Here is a 19,036-nt window from a genome sequence, read left to right as displayed (position 1 = left end):
CTTTCCTGAACCTCCCATGACTAAAGTCACGAGTGTGCGTAGCTATTTTTTAATCAAATCAAAAATTCCAATAGCCGTTACTGCTTCTATTACAGGTACTGCTCTTTGAACTATACAAGGGTCATGTCTACCTTTAATAGATAAAATATCATCTTTTTTATCTTTTATATTAATTGTTTTCTGCTGAACACTAATTGATGGTGTTGGCTTTATTGCCACTTTGAAAATTATTGGCATTCCAGTTGTAATACCTCCAATGATTCCTCCATTATTATTTGTTTTGCTCTTAACTTGATTACCTTCATAATACATTTCATCATTACTTTGAGAGCCATACATATCTGTAATTCCAAAACCTAGACCAAATTCTACACCTTTTACAGACGGAACAGAAAACAATAAATGAGATAGAGTAGATTCAACAGAATCAAAAAATGGATTTCCAATTCCTACATTAATTCCTACTACTGCACATTCAATTATACCACCAACTGAATCTCCTTGATTTTTTGCATCTATAATAGTATCCCTCATAGCTTCTTCCTTTGATAAATCAAGTAAAGGTAACTCTAAAGTTTGTAAATTGGTTAATTGTTGTTTTGATATATCTACATAATCAAAGCTCGTATCTTCTATATCTTTAACTTTTTTTATGTGTGCTCCTACCTCTATTCCTTCTCGTGATAGAATTTGTTTACATATAGCACCACAAAATACTAATGGAGCTGTTATCCTACCCGAAAAATGTCCTCCCCCTCTGTAGTCATTAAACCCAGAATATCTTACATGTCCTGTATAATCTGCATGTCCTGGTCTCATCAAATTTTTAAGTTCACCATAATCTTTTGAGCGAGTATCACTATTTCTTATGATTGCACATAGTGGAGTTCCTGTAGTTCTTCCATCAAAATAACCACTTAAAATTTCTGGTATATCTCTTTCATTTCTTGAGGTAGAAATAGCATTTTTTCCAGGTGCCCTTCTTTTCATTTCTTTATCAATCTTATCAAGGTCAAGTTCAATCCCTGCAGGAAGACCATCTATATTTATACCTATAGCATTTCCATGAGATTCTCCAAAAATGGATATTTTTAAATTATTTCCCCATGTTCCACTCATCAATTCGCCCTCCTAACATCTCAAAATCTTTAAAAAAATGTGGATAAGATTTAGATACACACTCAAAATCTTTTAATACTATTGGCTTGTCACATCTACAAGAAGCTATTGCAAGTGTCATTGCAATTCTATGGTCTTTATGACTCCATACTTCTACTCCACCATTTAGTTTACTTACTCCATCAATTATTAAACTATCCTCTTTTTCTTCTATATTCGCTCCAAGTTTGCTCAATTCGACACTTATTGCATGAAGTCTATCACATTCCTTAATTCTAAGCCTTCCAGCATTTATTATTGTAGTTCTTCCTCTACTTAAAGCTGCTACCACAGATAAAACTGGTATTATATCTGGACATTGAGATGCATCTATTAAAGTACTATTTAAGCAATTAACTATACCTTTTATTTTTTCATCTTGTCTTAAAATTTCCATACCCATTCTAGATAAAATATCAATAACTTCACTATCGCCTTGAAGAGAATCTTCTTTAAGGTCTAGTACATTAATATTTCCTCCAATAGCATCTGCTGATAAATAAAATGCACCTTGAGAATAATCGCCTTCAACTTTATAATCTCTAGCTTTATACATTTGATTTCCTTTTATAATAAATTCTTTATAATCATTATTTACAATTTCTATTCCAAAATCTCTCATAGTTGAAAGAGTTAAATCTAGATATCCTTTGGATTCTAGCTCAGTTGTAATTATTATTTTTGAATCATTATCTAATGTAGGTAAAATAAATAATAAACCTGTTATAAATTGAGAACTTATATTTCCTTTTACTTTAAATTCATCTGGTTTAAGTTTTCCTAATATGACTAAATCCAGTTGATTTTCTTTATAGCTATATTCTATGTTTTGTCTATCAAAAATCTCATAATAAGTATCAAGTGGTCTTTTACCAAGGTTTCCTCTACCTACAAATCTTTTTATTCCATCAAATGCTAGTGATATAGGCACTAAAAATCTTAAAGTAGAACCTGATTCATTGCAATCTATAGTCAACTTAGGTTGATTTAATTGATTTTCTTTATTCAAAATTGCTTCTTTGGAAAAAATACCTGTAATTTCTAAAATGTCGTCCTTCTTTTCTATAATAGCTCCAAGTGATGTCATTGCCCTTATAGTAGCTATAATATCATCAGAAAAATCTATATTAGAAATTCTATTTTTTCCATCACTTAAAGATGAACAAATAACTGCCCTATGTGCCATACTTTTTGATGGTGGGATTTTTACATCTCCAGACAATCTACTTGGATATATTTTTAAACTTCCCATCAGTTTACCTCCTGAAAAAATTTAGAAGTAGTATTATATATAATACTCTCTCCAATATTCTTTAAAAGTATTATTTTTAATGTATCACCTAGATTCTTTTTATCAAGAGATATTACATCTATTATCGACTTGTTATCTCTTAATTCAATTTCATAAGGTAAATCATAATTTATTAAGATTGATTTTATAAGCTCTGATGTACCCTTCTTTGTAATTCCTCTTTTTTCACTCTCTAAAGTTATCTTATACATTCCTAGACCAACAGCTTCCCCATGAGTATAACCAGAAAAATTGTAATATGTCTCAATAGCATGACCTAATGTATGACCAAAATTTAGAAGCATTCTGTCTCCAAAATCTCTTTCATCAGCTTCAACCACTGTTTTTTTAATAAAGCAACACTCATGTATAATGTATTCTATATGTTGCATTACTTCGTCTCTATTTTTTAAACTCAAAAGCTTATCAAAAAAGGTTTTGTCTTTTATACAACCATATTTTATGACTTCTGCCATCCCATCTCTATAAAATTTTTCTGGAAGTGACAATAATACATTTGGGTCAATAAACACAGCTTTAGGTTGATAAAAGCTTCCCACTAAGTTTTTTCCTCTTTCAAGGTCAACTCCAACTTTTCCACCTACAGAACTATCAACTTGTGCTAACAGAGATGTTGGAATTTGAACAAAATTTACACCTCTTAGAAAAGTTGCTGCTACAAATCCACCTAAATCTCCTATTACCCCTCCTCCTAAAGTAATAATCAAATCTTTTCTAGTCAACTTAAAGTCAAGTAAACTATCGTATATTTTAGGAAGAGTATTAAATGACTTTGTTTCTTCACCAGCTTTTAATATTATAGCTTTAGTTTCAAATCCAGATTCATTTAAATTATTTTTTACTTCATTTAAATATAATTTCGCTATATTTTCATCAGTTACAATAAAAATCTTATTCCCAGAATATATTTTTTTAATTTCTTTACCTATATCTTTTAGTATATTTTTTTTAATAAATATGTTATAGCTATTCTCTTTTAAATTTACTAATAATTTTTCTTCCACACTTAACCATCCTTTTATAGATTATATTTCTCTTCCAACTGCTAATGCGATAGTTTTTAATTCACTTATTAATTCATCATATTCATTTGGTTTAATTGATTGTTTACCATCACAAAGTGCATGTGCTGGGTCATTATGAACTTCTATTATAAGACCATCTGCTCCAACTGCAATTGCTGCTTTAGATAGAGAGTCTACCATCCATGATTTTCCTGCTGCATGACTTGGGTCAACTATTACTGGTAAATGACTAAGTTTCTTTACAGCTAAAATAGCACTTAAATCCAAAGTATTTCTAGTATATGTTTCGAAAGTTCTTATACCTCTTTCACAAAGGACTACATTTTCATTTCCTCCAGCCATTATATACTCTGCTGACATTAACCACTCTTCAATTGTAGCAGATAATCCTCTTTTTAAAAGTATTGTTTTATTTGTTTTTCCTAATTCTTTTAATAAATCGAAGTTTTGCATGTTTCTAGCTCCAACTTGAATTACATCTACATTTTCTTCAAATATATCTATATCTTGCGTTGACATTATTTCTGTAACTATAGGAAGACCTGTTTTTTCTTTTGCTTTCTTTAATAAATCTAATCCATCGTATCTTAATCCTTGGAAAGCGTATGGTGATGTTCTTGGTTTGAATGCTCCTCCTCTTAAGAATCCTGCTCCTGATTTTTTTACATCTTCAGCTATAGATACTATTTGTTCTTCTGTTTCAACAGAACAAGGTCCAGCTATCATGGCAATTTTTTTTGAACCAATTTCCACACCATTAACATTTATAATAGAAGGTTCTGGATGAAACTTTCTATTTGCTTTTTTAAAAGGCTCTACTACATGCATAACTTTTTCAACTATCTTATTTGCTTCTATTCTTTTTGAATCTATTTTACTAGTATCCCCAACTAATCCTAAAACAGTTAGTTCTGTCCCATCTATGGGATTAACTTCTACTCCTTCTCTCCCAATAGCTTCTATTAATTTCTTAACTTCACTTTTATCTGCTCCCATTTTTAATACTACTATCATTTTTACTACCTCCCAATATTATAATTTTATATTTAAAATAAAAAAGAGAACTCACTAATGAGTTCTCCAAAATAATCTATTAAGCATTAAACCTTATATAAATATATAAAATAATCATTTTTATAAAATTTACTTATGCTCAAAATCATTAAAACAAGGCCTCACCAGAAAGGAATTACATGTATTTTTGTAAAAGAAATAGCCAGCGCTAAAATAAAAGCCCCAGAACATAAAGTAATAAAAGCTATAAAGTTTTGCTGTTAGTTCTTTTAATATTCCTTTCATAGTATTATCCTCCATTTTTATAATTTATTATTCTTCTTGTTTAATAATTATAGCAAAGAAAATATAATTGTCAATATTTTCTATAAATATTTTCAATTTAAAATATTTTTTCATTTACTTAAATTAGTTTCTTAATTGTTGCATTTTTATAAAATTGTTTAAAAATCATCTGCTATTTATAATAGTTTTTTTATTTTAAATATTACAATTCCAACAAAAATTATACATAACATAAAAAGTAAAGTTGCTGGATATCCATAGACCCAATTTAATTCTGGCATATATCTAAAGTTCATTCCATATATCCCAGTTATAATTGTAAGTGGTGCAGATATAGCTGTTAATAAAGTTAATTTTGTAATTAAATGATTTGTTTTTTCACCTACTCTAGAGGAGTAAATGTCTAAGAGTTTATCTGCTAACTCTCGTGTTGATAATGCAAAATTATATAATTTGTCAATTCCAAAATCTATACCTTGAAAATTTTCAAGATTATATTTTTTTACATTGGAATATTTCAAATACCTTATATTTTCTTTTACTATTCTGTCACCAATATATAAAAGAGGTCTTGTATTTTTAACTATAGTTCTTGTTAGTCCTCTTACATCACTTATTCTAGATACATGATTTTTATGAATATTATCCATCATCTCATCTTCTATTTGAAGAATTAATTCTTCAACTTTTTCCAAAGATTCAAAACCATTTTTTATAACTTCTCTAAAAATTAAATAGTTTATTTTAAATAGGTTTATAACTGGATTTTTTTCAAGTTGAGAATTTTTCAAAATAATATTTTTTACAAATTCAAATAAAAAATGTTCCTCATTTACTACAACCAATATAAAATTATCTGATAGATACATATTAACTTCTTCTATAACAGCATCTCCATCTCTTAATTCAAATGTATTTAAACTCAAAAAATCATAATTATCAAATAAGTCAAGTTTCGTTATTTCATCAAATTTAAGACAATCATTAAAGGTTATCTCATCTATATCCAAGATTTCCTTGAGTAATTTCAAATTTTTTGGAGCACTTAATATGAGGTAAGAATTTTCTGCTGTATAAAATTTTTTTCTAAAATCTTCGATAATCTCTCTTGTATTCAAATTCAGTATATACATACATCTACTCCTAAATTTCAATTTACATTTTAAAAATTTTCTATAATCATTACTGTAATTATTTTACACTATTTTAATAATTATTATTTAATATTTATATTAAATTTATTATAAGATAAGTGCTTATGTTTTTATTATTTGACCAAAAATTTTACCATATATTTATTTTAAATCATATTTCATATTATTAATACTAAAAAATTATTGATACTAAAAAAACTAAAAAATAAAATGCATATGCTAAACTGACAATAACATATACACTTCATTCTTATTTTAATTAAATTATATAATTGTAATATATATTAAATATCTAATCTGATAATTAAATATACATAAAACCTATTCATCGTTTAATCTATATCCTACACCAACTTCCGTAATTATATACCTTGGGTCAGCAGGTTGCTTTTCTATTTTTCTTCTTAATGTTGCCATAAAAACCCTTAAAGATTTAGTTTCATTGCCAATAATACTACCCCATATCTCTTTTATTATAAAATTATGAGTAAGTACTTTTCCATGATGTTTTGCAAGTAATGAGAGAATGTTATATTCAATCGGTGTCAAATGGACTTCGTTATCGTCAACAATAACTCTTCTTTTATCAAAATCAATCAATAATTTATCCACCTCAAATGTAGACTTTACTTCTTCTCTTTGATGTAATTCCACCTGTGAGTGTCTAAATGCTACTCTAACTCTAGCTAATAATTCTACTATTGAAAATGGTTTTGTTAAATAATCATCTGCACCTGCATCAAATACTTCTACCTTTTCTCTATCTTGTTCTCTTGCAGAAACTACAATTATTGGTATCTTTGAAAATTGTCTAATAGCTTTTATTACCTCTATTCCATCCATATCTTCTAGCCCTAAATCTAAGAGAACAACATCTGGAGAATATGAAACAGCAATCGATATTCCTTCCTTACCAGTTATAGCTTCCTTGACATCATAATCTTGTGTCAAAAGTGCAGTAGATATAAATTTTCTTATTGTCTTATCATCTTCTACTAATAATATAAGTTTTTTACTCATTTCTTCCTCCAAAATAACTCTCAAAATTTAATGCAATTCATTTTCCTTAGGCAAACTAAACTTAAAAGTTGAACCTTTATCTCTATTATTTTCTACCATAATTTCACCTTTATGAGCTTGAATTATGGATTTACAAATTGATAATCCAAGTCCAACACCTTTTCTAGAGTCCTTAGACCCTTCTTCTCCTGTAAAAAATCTATCAAAAACATGCTTTTTCAATTCTTTTGATATACCAGGTCCATTATCAGATACTTCAAACCAAACATAATCTTCTTCTTCATATACATTTATATTTATCTTACAATCTTCTTTTGAATATTTTAAAGAATTATCTATTAAATTAATTAAAACTTGCTCTATCAATTTTGCATCCATAGGAACGAATAATATCTGTTCTGGTATGTTAATATCTATAATCGTATTCTCAATTCTTTTTTTAATTTTTTGCAATGCCTCTGAGATAATCTCTTCAACAAGTTCAGAGTGTTTTTTGACTTCTAATTTACCTTCATCTATTTTAGTCATGCTAAGTAAATTTTCAACAAGTCTTATTAGCCATTGAGTATCTTCATATACACCACTAAGTAATTCGTCTATTATATCCTGACCTATAGTACCCTTATTTTTTATAATCGTACTTACTGCTCCAGATATTCCTGCCAATGGAGTCCTAAGGTCATGAGATACTGCTCTTAGAAGATTACTTCTTAATCTTTCTCTCTCTATTTCAAGATTGGTATTTTCTTTTGCCTCTGACAATATTTCTCTATCAAGAGCTATTGCCATTTGAGCGATTATTGTTTCAATTAAATTTATATCTTCTGCATCTAGTTTCGAATCAACACATGATATCCCAACAACACCCAAAGTTAAATTCATACCTACAATTGGTATATAGTATCCCTTTGAGCCTGGAAGTGTATCTGTGTCACTCCCTGCCACTGTTGAATTGGATAAAACCCAACTTGCAACAGCTTTTTCATCATCACTATCTAAATCATTTTTATCTTTATTAGAAGCATTTTTTTTATATAACTTTGATTTCTTATACTTATCTACACTTAAATAACAAACTACATCTCTACTCAAGCTAAGAGATAAAAGTTCTATCCCCTTATTTACTATATCGTCTTTATTTGATAACCTTAAAAATCCCTTGATTATCTGGTATATCATTTTTGTATTTTCTTCTCTTTTAGCAGCTGTTACTGCTTCATGTTGTATCTTAGATGTAAGTGTACTAGTTATTATACCAACTATTGAAAACACCACTAATGTAACTATATAATTTGAATTAGCTATTGATAATGTATATATTGGTTCTGTAAAAAAATAATTTAGTAATATTATATTGAATACAGAGCTTATTATACCTGTACTATATCCTTTAGTCCACATTGAAACTAAAACTACTCCCAGCATATATATTAACAATATATTTTCTCTTATAAATCCTAGACTTTGCACTACATATGCTAAAACACTTATCATTAAAGTAACAATCATAAGTTTGATAAAATCAATCTTGCTAACTTTAAATTTTGATTTTATTGATAATTTATCTTTTTTAGGTTTATATTTAACTTCTGAAGCAAATTTGTAAGGTATTATATGTATATCTATATAATCCACTTCGTCTATTAATTTGTCAACTATATCTTTTTTAAATTTCTTATTAAATTTTTTATTATTTGAATGATTTCTACCTATTACAATTTTTGTTACATTTCTAAGCTTTGCAATTCTGAGTATCTGTTCAATTATATCTTCACCATGTAAAACAATTATTTCACCACCTAATTTCTTGGCAAGTTTTAAATTGTTTTGTAACTGTTTTTGCTCCTGTAAAGGCAATCTTGCTGTATTTGGAGTTTCAACATATAAGGCTATCCATTTTGCAAATGTACTGTCTGATATTCTAGATGCAGTTCTAATTACTTTTGCAGAAGATGGAGATGGGCTTATACATGCAAGCAGTGTATCTGATGTAGGTATTACGCTTACACCTCCTTTTGATAATCTAGTCATTTGTACTTCTTTATTTACTCGTTCTGCTGTCTTTCTAAGGGCAATTTCTCTAAGTGCAACTAGATTATCTTTTATAAAAAAATTGTCTTTTGCTCTAATTGCTTGTTCTTTCTTATATATCTTACCTTCATTGAATCTTTCAAGAAGTACATCAGGTTCAACATCTATAAGTTCTAATTGTGTATTTGTGTCCAAAAACTTATCTGGTATTGTTTCTTTAACTGATACATTTGTAATTATTTCAACAATGTCATTTAGACTTTCTAAGTGTTGAACATTTACAGTAGTATATACATTTATACCTGCTAACAATAATTCTTCTATATCTTGCCACCTTTTTGTGTGCCTTAACCCAGTAACATTAGAATGTGCAAACTCATCTACCAATATAACTTCTGGTTTTCTTTGCAAAGCAGCATCTAAATCAAATTCTTTTAGTTTTATAGATTTATATTCTATCTCCTTAACAGGAAGAGTTTCTAATCCCTCAAGTAAAGCCAATGTTTCTGGTCTTGTATGTGGTTCAATATATCCAACTACTACATCGACGCCTACTTTTTTCAGGTTTTGTGCAGATTCCAACATGGAATAAGTCTTTCCTACTCCTGCTGCATAACCAAAAAATATTTTTAATTGCCCTCTATTCAATTTATTTTCTTCGCTTTTAATTTTTTGTAACAATATATCAGGATTTGGTCTGTCCATTAAACAACCTCCTTACACCTTTCACTATTATTATATTATCAATTTTGGTATAAAATTGTAGTTAAAATATATTTTTAATGATTAAGATTATGTAAAGATTTAAGTATGTACTATTAACTAAAAAGTAAAAGTGTTTAATAAATGCAAGTATCTAGTAACTTTAGAGTCTAATATACATAAAAAATAAAGCAAAACACTTCAAATGAATGATATGCGTTTTGCTTTATTTACAATTTTATTTTCAGATATTTAGTTTTAATCGTTAATAAAGTCCAAAAGAATGTTTCCGTTATTTGTATAAGTTGTAAGTTTCTTTGAACCATTATGTTTATCATTAGGCAAATTACTTTTTCCCTTTTTTATATAGTTTGATATAAAAAAATCATTATAAGAACCTATTAATGTTCCACCAATATTCCCATTTTTCGTTTCAAGTTTTATAGTGTTTCCTACATCAAGTTCTTCCAATTCAATATTTCCATTACTCACCTTTATATCTACTGAACTTAAAAATGATAATTGGGATATTTCTACATCTCCATTAGATGTTTTTAGATTTAGATTTTCTAAAGATTCATTTGGTATCCATATTTTTATTGTTCTGTTTTCCATTGAAGTTTTCCCACCTATATAATCGTTCCAATCTTTATTAGTAATATATTTAATTGACAATCTATTTTTTTCAGATAAATCAATCATGTAATACTCCTTTACACTCTCATAATAAGAAATATGGATTTGTTTATTTGAAGATGGAAAAATCTCAACTTTTCTATCTTTTATATCCACTGTGATATTATCTATATCTAACATAGAGTATTGCTTTTCCTTATAAGTAGTATCTGTAGAAGAACATCCTGCTAAGATACTTGATAATACGATTAATATACTTAAAATACTAAACAATTTTTTAATGTTTTTTTTCATTATCATCTCCCAATTAAATAGCCTTCTTTTTTAATACAATCAACCAAAGATACGCCAATATAAAACTACTTAATAAACAAATTCCAATATGTAACAATGAATTGCTATTGAACATCATAAGCTTAAAAAAATCTACTAATATATTACGTAAAGGTTGTATAGGCACAAATATACATATGATAGCAATAAGAGTGATATCTGTTAGCCATCCATACCAATAAGCTTGCATGGACAATAATAACTGTAAAAATATAGCTACTAATAGTAGGAAGGTAAATTGCTGAAAAAAAGCAATAAATGGTCCATTTTCCCACCAACCACATAGCTCTAATAAATTGATTACAGTTTGAGTTTGATTAATAGGGTCTATTACAAGGTGAATGAAAGTATTTATCAAAGATACTGAGAAAGCAGCAATGATATATGTTATCATACTACCCCAAAAATAATATTTTTTAGTTACATTTAAATATATTAGCTTGCTAAAATTAAAATATACAATAAAAAATGGAATTATTAAAATATAAAGGTAAGTATAATTTCCACGGCTTATGGCTATTTTTGCATCACTAGATGTACTGGATAATAGTACTACTAAAATTGTAATAATAAATCCAATAGAGCTACTCGCAAAATTACGTTTTATAATTGTTAAAATTGGCTTCATATTAAATTACCTCCTTTTTTTCAACCATATGAATAAAAAAATCTTGAAGAGACATTTTTTCTATATTAAGGCTATTGGAATTAATAGGTGCATCAAAAATATGCCTCGTCAAAAATCCACCGACTTGCTCATTTCCAATTATATTTAAATCTTTAGTAGCTTCTTCTACTTCTCGTTTTGCTCCGCTCACACTATATGCTTTATCCTTAATAACTTGTAATGTATCAAAAAAACATAATGTACCTTTATCAATAATAATTAATTTTTGCATAACTTTTGCAATTTCATCTATTATGTGAGTCGAAACAATGATAATTCTTGGTTTCCGAGAAAAACTTTCTGTTAATAAAGAATAAAATTCTGCACGCATAATTGCATCAAAACCAAGTACTGGTTCATCTAAAAGAATTACTGGTTTATTACTTGAAAGACAAATAATAGTAGAAACCATAGTCTTCATTCCCAATGAAAGTTTATTGAATTTTTTACTTCCATCCAATTCAAAGCGTTCCATCATCTCCATAGCAAATTGATTGTCAAAAAAAGGATTTAATTTTCCTGCAATTTGAATAAGCTTTTTTACAGGAAGATTAAAGTGTTTTGCAAAATTATCAATGTAGCTTACACTAGTATCCATCGTTGCTGTACTAATAGAATATCCATTCACACAAATATTTCCACTAGAAATATTCTGATAACCTGCAATAGATTTTAAAAGTGTGGTTTTTCCTGCACCATTTCTTCCCAACAGGCAATATATTCCCTCTGCTTCAATTGTACATGTAAAGTCTCTTAAAACAACTGCATCTTTGTATTTCTTTGTTATTTTTTTTAATTCTATCATAACTTGTTAACCTCTCTAATGTTCATTTTTTATACCATTGTGACTTATATCAACACATGATATAATGTATTATAAACTTTTGTGTTACAAAAAGGTCAAGAGGTGAATGAATGAAAAATTATTTTTCGATTAAGCAAGCTGCAGAAATTGTAGGTATGACTAGTGAAACACTACGTCACTATGACCGTATTGGTATTGTAAAACCTTGTTACAGAGATGAATCATCTGGTTATAGATATTATTCTGAGCAAGAACTTATAAAACTACAAACTATAGAATTACTTAAATCAATGGATTTTACATTAACAGAAATTGGAGATATATTACAACTTGATAACCTACATAAAGTTATTAAAGCTCTAAAACAAGCTGAAGAAAATGCAAACAAGAAAATAGCTTATCTCCAATATGCAAAAGAAAAAATTAAACGTGCTTACACAGATTATGAAAACAAGCTAAATAATATTAACACTAAAAAAGATGATTTTTTTGTAATGCATATTCCCAAAAGAGTTATTCTTATTTCCAATAGCATGGAACATGCATCATTAAAAAATTTATGGAACTATCATGAACATTTTTATAAGCAACTTGATGCATCATTAGAATCACAATTTTTATTTGAGGATATGGCAGGTATGATTACAACGCCTGAAAAATCTAGACTGTTTGCTATTTGTTTAAAATATCCCTCTACAAAAGGACTGACTACATTACCAGAAGGAGATTACCTATGTGCAAACTGTACAGAAGAAAATAAAGATATAGTTTTAAGAGAATTGTTTCATAAACTAAAAATGGAATCTAATATATGTCCAAATATAATTGTACACATCATATCTGTAACTGGAATTTTGCAATGGAATTACCAAATACAGATATTGTTAAATTAAAATAACTTGTTTAGAACTTGCAAAACATAAAAATTAAAGCTAATTATGTTAAATGATATTTTTCCATATTAAAAAGTGGTACAACATTCACAAATGCTATACCACTTTTTAGTCAATCTAAAAGTATTTTATTACAAACTATTAAATAATTATTTTATTGTAAATTAAGTATTTCCATAAACTCATCGCCTGTAATAGTTTCTTTTTCTAATAAATATTCAGCAAGTTCATGAAGTTTTTCAATATTGTTTTCTAAAATTTCAGTTGCATTTTTATGACAAGTTTTTATTATTCTAAATACTTCTTCATCAATTTTAGCGGCAGTGTCTGAAGAACAAGCAAGAGAAGTATCTCCTCCTAAATATTGATTACTTACTGTCTCAAGAGCAACCATGTCAAACTCTTCACTCATACCAAGACGAGTAACCATAGCTCTTGCAATTTTAGTAGCTTGTTCTATATCGTTTGATGCACCTGATGTACAAGTATTAAAAATAACTTCTTCAGCAGCACGACCACCTGTAAAGGTAGTTATTTTATCAATTGCTTCTTCTTTAGACATAAGCACACTTTCATCTTCTGCAACTTGCATGGTATAACCTAGTGCACCTGAAGTTCTAGGTATTATAGTAATCTTGTGGACAGGAGCAGAATGTTTTTGCATGGCAGCAACAAGTGCATGACCGATTTCATGATAGGCTATAATTTTCTTTTCCTTGTCAGAAATTACAGCTCCTTTACGTTGATATCCAGCAATTACAGTCTCAACAGATTCATCAAAGTCTTGTTGTTCTACCACATCCCTACCAGATTTAACAGCTAAAAGTGCTGCTTCGTTCACAATATTTGCAAGTTCCGCACCTGATGCTCCAGATGTAGACCTAGCAACTGCATTATAATCTATATCTGAGCTTACATTTACATTTTGAGCATGTACCTTTAATATAGCTTCACGTCCTCCAAGGTCTGGAAGTTCAACTGGTATACGTCTATCAAATCTTCCTGGGCGAAGTAATGCTTTATCAAGACTATCAGGTCTATTTGTAGCAGCAAGTATTACTACACCTATTCCACCATCAAAACCATCCATCTCACTTAATAACTGATTTAAAGTTTGTTCACGTTCATCATTTCCACCCAATCCACTTCCATTATCACGCTTTTTACCAATAGTATCAATCTCATCTATAAATACTATACATGGAGCTTTTTCTTTTGCTTGTTTAAATAAGTCACGGATTCTAGATGCTCCCATTCCTACAAACATCTCAACAAATTCAGAACCAGATATTGAGAAAAATGGCACATTTGCTTCTCCTGCTACAGCTTTTGCGAGTAGTGTTTTCCCTGTACCTGGAGGCCCTACTAAAAGTGCACCTTTAGGCATTTGTGCTCCTATCTTTTTATATTTTTCTGGATTGTGTAAGAAATCTACTATTTCACTTAAAGCTTCTTTTGCCTCATCTTGACCAGCGACATCGTTAAATCTTTTTCCACTTTGAGCGGATACATACATTTTGGCATTGCTCTTTCCAAATTGCATACTATTGCCACCCATTCGCTTTTGCATTGATTTCATCATTAAATTACCAAATAGCATAAGAATACCTATAGGTATTATCCATGTAAGTAAAATGTTTAAAAGCGGTGAATTTTCCTTAGGAATAACCTTATTAAATTCTACTTTTGCATTCTTTAACCTATCTACTAATTCTGGGTCATCCATTCTACCAGTTATGTATATATTCTTATCCTTACTACTAGATGGGCTTATTGCTATTCTATTATTTTCTATCTCAACAGATTTGACCTTTCCTGTATCCAACATTGTAAGAAACTTTCCATAGTCAATCTCAACCATTTTTTTATCCATTAAACTTGGAAATATTAAAGCATTTAAAAACATTACTACTATTATTATAATCGTATAATAATAGAGACCAGACCTTTTTTGTGGTTTATGTTCATCCATAATTTTATTCTCCTTTAAATTATTTTTTATGTTATTTGCAATCAATGCAAGTTAAAAGCTTATTTAACTTTTCTAAACCTTCTATTATATCTTCCATATCCTGCAATTTTTCACTAGTCATATTTTCAAAATAATCATCAAAAATACTGCTTGAAATACTCTCTTGTATGTCTAATGATTTATTTGTAACCTTTACTTTTACAATTCTTTGGTCTTCCATATCTCTTATGCGATTTAAAAAACCATTTTTTTCAAGTCTCTGACAGATTACTGATACATTACTGTTTGTCATATTTAAATTTTTTCCTAAATCACTTATTTTTTTCTCTCCATGTTCGCATAGTTCTGACAAAATCAAAGCTTGTACTGCTGTAATACCAAGTGGTTGGTAAAATTGGCTTAATAGTGTTGCAAATTTTATATTTATATCTCTAGTCAATTCCAATAACTCTTTCTTAAAACTTATCTCATCCATACAAACTCTCCCTACGAAAATACTTTATTTTACTGACTATTAACCTTAGGTTTAAGTGTGTTTCACAAGCAAATACTTAATACTATAATATTTAATGTATTAAATATTATAGTATTAAGTATTTGTTGTCAATTACAATATTGTAACTTCAATTATTAATCTCTTATCTTATTGATGTTTAATTTGATACAATAAAATTTAATAAAAAATCGATGTATATATTTTACACCGATTTCTCATTTTTTAACCTCATTACAAGCAATTGTTTAAAATATAATATATCTAAAAATCAAAAGATAAATCAATAAATGGTACAAAGTTTAATTTCTTATTATCATATCATGTACAAAATCAAAACTTCCTTTATCTGCACCTAATGTTGTTTCCATAATGTAAATGAAAGCTTCTGTTTTTTGCAGCATTTCATCTTTGTTCCAATTAAACATTGATTCATCAAATATACATTCAGAAGAAGCAATCAAAAACTCTATTGTTTCTTTCGGATATTTTGTATTGAACACTCCTTCTCTTACACCTTGTTCTACTACATCTGCTAAAATTGGTGTGAAGTTTAGGATAGTTTTAACTATTGTCTTTTGATGCATCTCTGCATTGTTGGGTAAATGGAATTGTTCAATTACTTTTTCTTTATTGTTTCCAACACTAGGTCTTTGAGACATTAATATCTGAAAAAATTTTTCAAGTACTGGAATTTCTGGATTTAAAGCAATTTTTTTTGCCATGTTTATATCATTATCTATAATTCTAGTTATAATTGCATCCATTACTTCTTCTTTAGATTTAAAGTAGTAATAAAAAGTTCCCTTTGCAATTCCAATTTCATTTAAAATATCATTTATAGTAGTTTTTGAATATCCTTTAGTGCAAAAAAGCATTTCAGATGTATCTAATATTTCAGCTTTTCGTTCTTCAGGGTCTTTTACTATTCTCATATGTTTTCTCCTTTCATTAGACCGTCAGTCGGTTTAGTATTATTATATAAAACTACTACTATAATGTCAAATTTTTTAAAAATAATAAGGTATAAAGAATCATTAAGATTATCTTTATACCTATAGCTTTCTATATCTTATTTAATTAGTTTTTATATACTATCCTAAATTTATTGTAGTAGATAATTTTTTATCCAATTTCTAAACAATAACTCAGAATGTTTCTTCCATTTGACTGTTGGCTCTTTTGAAGGGTCATTATTAATATAATAGTTTTGAGGTATTGATATTTCATCGCCCCTATCTATATCTCTCTTATATTCCTTATCAAGAGTGTACTTATCGTATTCACCATGTCCCATTACAAATACATCTCTTGAATTTGTAATTATATAAGGACCAGCTTCTTTAGAATGACTTACAATACTTAATTCTTTATTATTTTTTAGAGCTTCAGTATTTATAGTAGTATGTCTTGAATGTGGAGCAAAAAATTCTTTTTCAAATCCATCTACTATTTTACTATTTTTATCTACTTTATGCTTAAATACTCCAAAACATTTTTGACTTAATGGAAGTTTTTTTACATTGTAGTATTTGTAAAGACTTGCTTGAGCCGCCCAACATATATATAATGTAGATTTAGTTTTTCTTTTAGAATAATCCATAATTTCTTCTAGTTCATTCCAATAATCAACTTCTTCAAACTCCATTTGTTCAACTGGAGCTCCTGTTATTATAAAGCCATCAAAGTACTCTTCTTTGGCTTCATCAAATGTTTTATAAAAATCCTTAACATATTCATTACATACTCTTTTACTTTCTCTTGTTGAGATTTTAATAAATTCCACAGATACATTGAATCCTGTTTTGTCTATCCTTCTAAGTAAATCTAATTCTGTATCCATCTTTATAGGCATTAAATTCAATATAGCTATCTTTGTATCTATACTTTTTTCATATTTTAATTCTTTATTAAAATCTTCTTTGTAAATTACATCTATTCCTTCATCCAATAATTTATTAATAACAGGTAATCCTTTTGGTAGTATTAAAGCCATATCTTTTCACTTCTCTTTCTCTTAGAAATTTAAAGCTTGATTTAAATCAGCTATTAAATCCTCTACATTTTCTATTCCAACGGATAATCTTATTAGTGAAGGTAATACTCCAGATGCAATCAATTGTTCTTCTGTTAATTGTCTATGAGTAGTTGAAGCTGGATGTATAACGCATGTTCTTACATCTGAAACATGTGTAACTAAAGATGCTATCTGTAATTTCTCCACAAATTTCTTGGCATTTTCTAGCCCACCTCTTACTCCAAATGATAAAACTCCACTACATCCTTTTGATAGATACTTTTTCGCATTCTCATAATACTTGTTATCTTCAAGTCCTGGATAGTTAATCCAATCTACATTTTCGTGTTTTTCTAAAAATTTGGCTATTTTAAGTGCATTTTCACTATGTCTCTCCATTCTAAGGTGAAGTGTTTCAACATTTAAATTAGTAAGATATGCATTAAATGGACTTAAACAATTTCCATAATCTCTAAGTAGTTGAACTCGTGCCTTAGTTGCATATGCAGCATTTCCAAATTTTTGAGTATAACTTATTCCATGATATGTTGGGTCTGGTTCAACCAACTCTGGAAACTTCCCATTATCCCAGTTAAAGTTTCCTCCATCTACTATAATTCCTCCAACACTTGAAGCATGGCCATCTAAATACTTTGTAGTAGAATGAGTAACTATGTTTGCTCCATATTTTAGAGGATTACAAAGCACTGGTGATGCTAGTGAATTATCGACTATAAATGGAACATTCACTCTCTTAGCTACATTTGCTATTTTTTCAAAATCTATAACTTCAAGAGTTGGATTTGCAAGTGTTTCTGCAAACACAACTTTAGTGTTTTCATTTGCAAGTGCTACTATTTCATCTTCACTTGAGTCTAAGTCAAATGATATCAAATCTATTCCAAATTTTTTAAGACTAGGTCCTAATAAATTGAATGTTCCTCCATATACTTTTGAAGAACAAAGTATACTATCTCCTGATTTACATATATTTAAAACTGCTAACATATTTGCAGATTGACCTGATGACACAGCCACAGAAGATACTCCTCCTTCTAGTAGACTTATCTTTTCTTCAAAAGCTTGAATAGTAGGATTGCTTATTCTTGAATATATATGTCCATCAACTTTTAAGTCAAATAGTTCAGCAAGTTGGTCTATACTACTATATTTAAAAGTTGTACTTTGATATAAAGGTAAAACTCTTGGTTCTCCATTTCCTGGTTTGTAATTTCCTTGCACACATATTGTCTCTTTATTATACATTTTTGTATCCCCCTTAGATTTTAGTAAAAAATTAAACTATTTATCAGATGAGATTTAAAATAAATAAAGCCTGAGTATATAACTCAGGCTCTGTATAAGCTTAATTATACTCATCTCTCAGCTTTCGCCGCAGGATTTAGCACCAATGTATATAAATATACTGGTTGCCGGGTTTCATAGGGCCAGTCCCTCCACCTCTCTGGATAAGATTTATTTAATTTTTCTATGTTTTATATCTTATATATTTTTCCTA

16 protein-coding genes and 1 riboswitch are annotated in these 19,036 nt (G+C 28.5%); of the genes, 1 reads left to right on the top strand and 15 read right to left on the bottom strand.

Annotation, left to right across the window (positions count from 1 at the left end; translation table 11 throughout):
• Positions 1 to 42: 42 nt before the first annotated feature.
• The 10 genes from aroC to ACTG48_RS09795 all read right to left on the bottom strand — a co-directional run bounded on the left by aroC (position 43) and on the right by ACTG48_RS09795 (position 12,142).
• Positions 43 to 1,119, bottom strand: coding sequence for a chorismate synthase (aroC, locus tag ACTG48_RS09840; protein ID WP_479918710.1), 1,077 nt, complete (start codon positions 1,117 to 1,119; stop codon positions 43 to 45).
• A complete protein-coding gene (gene aroA / locus ACTG48_RS09835) occupies positions 1,097 to 2,410 on the bottom strand; it encodes a 3-phosphoshikimate 1-carboxyvinyltransferase (RefSeq protein ID WP_479918709.1) in 1,314 nt (437 codons plus the stop codon). Before aroA ends, aroC begins: the two co-directional genes overlap by 23 nt.
• The gene (gene aroB / locus ACTG48_RS09830; RefSeq protein ID WP_021384662.1) at positions 2,410 to 3,474 is read right to left on the bottom strand and encodes a 3-dehydroquinate synthase; all 1,065 of its coding nucleotides are present in this window, start codon (positions 3,472 to 3,474) and stop codon (positions 2,410 to 2,412) included. Before aroB ends, aroA begins: the two co-directional genes overlap by 1 nt.
• A gap of 21 nt (positions 3,475 to 3,495) precedes the next feature.
• Entirely contained in the window at positions 3,496 to 4,509 is a 1,014-nt protein-coding gene (gene aroF, locus ACTG48_RS09825) for a 3-deoxy-7-phosphoheptulonate synthase (RefSeq protein WP_479918708.1), read from the bottom strand.
• A 461-nt stretch (positions 4,510 to 4,970) separates the two neighbouring features.
• Complete coding sequence (locus tag ACTG48_RS09820) at positions 4,971 to 5,927, bottom strand: magnesium transporter CorA family protein (protein WP_021384658.1); 957 nt, start codon at positions 5,925 to 5,927, stop codon at positions 4,971 to 4,973.
• Positions 5,928 to 6,269: 342 nt separating this feature from the next.
• Positions 6,270 to 6,968: a response regulator gene (locus ACTG48_RS09815; protein ID WP_021384624.1), complete on the bottom strand. Its 699-nt coding sequence runs from the start codon at positions 6,966 to 6,968 to the stop codon at positions 6,270 to 6,272.
• A gap of 27 nt (positions 6,969 to 6,995) precedes the next feature.
• Positions 6,996 to 9,704: an ATP-binding protein gene (locus ACTG48_RS09810; protein ID WP_479918707.1), complete on the bottom strand. Its 2,709-nt coding sequence runs from the start codon at positions 9,702 to 9,704 to the stop codon at positions 6,996 to 6,998.
• Between the two features lie 255 nt (positions 9,705 to 9,959).
• Positions 9,960 to 10,631, bottom strand: coding sequence for a DUF4097 family beta strand repeat-containing protein (locus tag ACTG48_RS09805; RefSeq protein WP_479918706.1), 672 nt, complete (start codon positions 10,629 to 10,631; stop codon positions 9,960 to 9,962).
• A 13-nt stretch (positions 10,632 to 10,644) separates the two neighbouring features.
• Positions 10,645 to 11,298 (bottom strand): hypothetical protein, encoded by a 654-nt coding sequence (locus ACTG48_RS09800; RefSeq protein ID WP_021384634.1) that lies wholly within the window; start codon positions 11,296 to 11,298, stop codon positions 10,645 to 10,647.
• Between the two features lies 1 nt (position 11,299).
• Entirely contained in the window at positions 11,300 to 12,142 is an 843-nt protein-coding gene (locus ACTG48_RS09795; RefSeq protein ID WP_479918705.1) for an ATP-binding cassette domain-containing protein, read from the bottom strand.
• Between the two features lie 110 nt (positions 12,143 to 12,252).
• On the opposite strand from ACTG48_RS09795, the gene ACTG48_RS09790 reads away from it, so the two are divergent.
• Complete coding sequence (locus ACTG48_RS09790; RefSeq protein ID WP_479918704.1) at positions 12,253 to 13,035, top strand: MerR family transcriptional regulator; 783 nt, start codon at positions 12,253 to 12,255, stop codon at positions 13,033 to 13,035.
• 154 nt (positions 13,036 to 13,189) lie between these two features.
• Here the strand turns inward: ACTG48_RS09790 and ftsH are convergent, their stop codons facing one another.
• The 5 genes from ftsH to ACTG48_RS09765 all read right to left on the bottom strand — a co-directional run bounded on the left by ftsH (position 13,190) and on the right by ACTG48_RS09765 (position 18,783).
• A complete protein-coding gene (ftsH, locus tag ACTG48_RS09785; RefSeq protein ID WP_021384628.1) occupies positions 13,190 to 15,007 on the bottom strand; it encodes an ATP-dependent zinc metalloprotease FtsH in 1,818 nt (605 codons plus the stop codon).
• Positions 15,008 to 15,038: 31 nt separating this feature from the next.
• Positions 15,039 to 15,482 (bottom strand): MarR family winged helix-turn-helix transcriptional regulator, encoded by a 444-nt coding sequence (locus ACTG48_RS09780; protein WP_021384632.1) that lies wholly within the window; start codon positions 15,480 to 15,482, stop codon positions 15,039 to 15,041.
• Between the two features lie 320 nt (positions 15,483 to 15,802).
• Complete coding sequence (locus ACTG48_RS09775) at positions 15,803 to 16,435, bottom strand: TetR/AcrR family transcriptional regulator (RefSeq protein WP_479918703.1); 633 nt, start codon at positions 16,433 to 16,435, stop codon at positions 15,803 to 15,805.
• 170 nt (positions 16,436 to 16,605) lie between these two features.
• Complete coding sequence (locus ACTG48_RS09770; RefSeq protein ID WP_021384614.1) at positions 16,606 to 17,496, bottom strand: homoserine O-succinyltransferase; 891 nt, start codon at positions 17,494 to 17,496, stop codon at positions 16,606 to 16,608.
• A 21-nt stretch (positions 17,497 to 17,517) separates the two neighbouring features.
• Positions 17,518 to 18,783, bottom strand: coding sequence for an O-acetylhomoserine aminocarboxypropyltransferase/cysteine synthase family protein (locus ACTG48_RS09765; RefSeq protein WP_021384635.1), 1,266 nt, complete (start codon positions 18,781 to 18,783; stop codon positions 17,518 to 17,520).
• 107 nt (positions 18,784 to 18,890) lie between these two features.
• A riboswitch (SAM riboswitch) is annotated at positions 18,891 to 18,993 on the bottom strand.
• Positions 18,994 to 19,036 lie beyond the last annotated feature (43 nt).

The organism is Clostridioides sp. LIBA-6822, from assembly GCF_056688955.1.
Note: the sequence above shows the minus strand (reverse complement) of the source record. Positions and strands in the feature narration are given on the sequence as shown.

What these genes read in the sequence shown, in the direction of transcription:
- aroC (WP_479918710.1), bottom strand. Translation starts at nt 1,119, where the DNA reads ATGAGTGGAACATGGGGAAATAATTTAAAAATATCCATTTTTGGAGAA.
- aroA (WP_479918709.1), bottom strand. Translation starts at nt 2,410, where the DNA reads ATGGGAAGTTTAAAAATATATCCAAGTAGATTGTCTGGAGATGTAAAA.
- aroF (WP_479918708.1), bottom strand. Translation starts at nt 4,509, where the DNA reads ATGATAGTAGTATTAAAAATGGGAGCAGATAAAAGTGAAGTTAAGAAA.
- ACTG48_RS09820 (WP_021384658.1), bottom strand. Translation starts at nt 5,927, where the DNA reads ATGTATATACTGAATTTGAATACAAGAGAGATTATCGAAGATTTTAGA.
- ACTG48_RS09815 (WP_021384624.1), bottom strand. Translation starts at nt 6,968, where the DNA reads ATGAGTAAAAAACTTATATTATTAGTAGAAGATGATAAGACAATAAGA.
- ACTG48_RS09810 (WP_479918707.1), bottom strand. Translation starts at nt 9,704, where the DNA reads ATGGACAGACCAAATCCTGATATATTGTTACAAAAAATTAAAAGCGAA.
- ACTG48_RS09805 (WP_479918706.1), bottom strand. Translation starts at nt 10,631, where the DNA reads ATGAAAAAAAACATTAAAAAATTGTTTAGTATTTTAAGTATATTAATC.
- ACTG48_RS09800 (WP_021384634.1), bottom strand. Translation starts at nt 11,298, where the DNA reads ATGAAGCCAATTTTAACAATTATAAAACGTAATTTTGCGAGTAGCTCT.
- ACTG48_RS09795 (WP_479918705.1), bottom strand. Translation starts at nt 12,142, where the DNA reads ATGATAGAATTAAAAAAAATAACAAAGAAATACAAAGATGCAGTTGTT.
- ACTG48_RS09790 (WP_479918704.1), top strand. Translation starts at nt 12,253, where the DNA reads ATGAAAAATTATTTTTCGATTAAGCAAGCTGCAGAAATTGTAGGTATG.
- ftsH (WP_021384628.1), bottom strand. Translation starts at nt 15,007, where the DNA reads ATGGATGAACATAAACCACAAAAAAGGTCTGGTCTCTATTATTATACG.
- ACTG48_RS09780 (WP_021384632.1), bottom strand. Translation starts at nt 15,482, where the DNA reads ATGGATGAGATAAGTTTTAAGAAAGAGTTATTGGAATTGACTAGAGAT.
- ACTG48_RS09775 (WP_479918703.1), bottom strand. Translation starts at nt 16,435, where the DNA reads ATGAGAATAGTAAAAGACCCTGAAGAACGAAAAGCTGAAATATTAGAT.
- ACTG48_RS09770 (WP_021384614.1), bottom strand. Translation starts at nt 17,496, where the DNA reads ATGGCTTTAATACTACCAAAAGGATTACCTGTTATTAATAAATTATTG.
- ACTG48_RS09765 (WP_021384635.1), bottom strand. Translation starts at nt 18,783, where the DNA reads ATGTATAATAAAGAGACAATATGTGTGCAAGGAAATTACAAACCAGGA.